Source organism: Lactobacillus sp. C449L (assembly GCF_059900815.1).
This window is the reverse complement of sequence record NZ_JBWXGA010000128.1, coordinates 1-481: the sequence shown is the minus strand read 5'-3', so window position 1 is coordinate 481 and position 481 is coordinate 1. Positions and strand designations below refer to the sequence as shown.

Genomic DNA, 481 nt, shown 5'->3' with positions numbered 1-481 from the left:
CCCGAAATCACCCGTGCCCGGAACTGTCCCTGAGACTTTCGATGACGATCGTCACTCTGCTATTGGTGATGTAGTTCGAGCGACCCGCGTTAACCTGGACGTGATCGCCAATCCTCCGATTTTCATACCCTGGAGCGAAGTCGAATATAGCAGCATCTTTTATATTAAAATTCTTATTCATTCTTCAGATTCTTCAAGGTTTCCTCAACAGCTCTCAAGCCTTTTATTGTAGCCAGAACGGCGTCGTCAATATTACTAAACCCTTTAGAAACTCCATTCACGAAGTTTTCTTCGTAAGATTGAACATGAGGCGTTGAAACATATCGTCCAATCTCCTTGGAATAATGAGCCTTCCTGCAAGATCGACCCTGCTAAATCCTCCTGCTGTCCTGACAGTTACAGAGTTCTGACCCGCCCGCGCTGCGAGGGAGGCAGGCCGCAATTCAATCCTTGTGGCAATTTGCGTTGCCACACTTATTCG

General features: G+C 47.2%; 1 protein-coding gene. It reads left to right on the top strand.

Going from position 1 to position 481, the window contains the following annotated elements:
- Positions 1-232: hypothetical protein (locus tag AC2JF9_RS08645; RefSeq protein ID WP_500726949.1), on the top strand; the 232-nt coding region annotated here is incomplete at its 5' end.
- Positions 233-481: the final 249 nt, after the last annotated feature.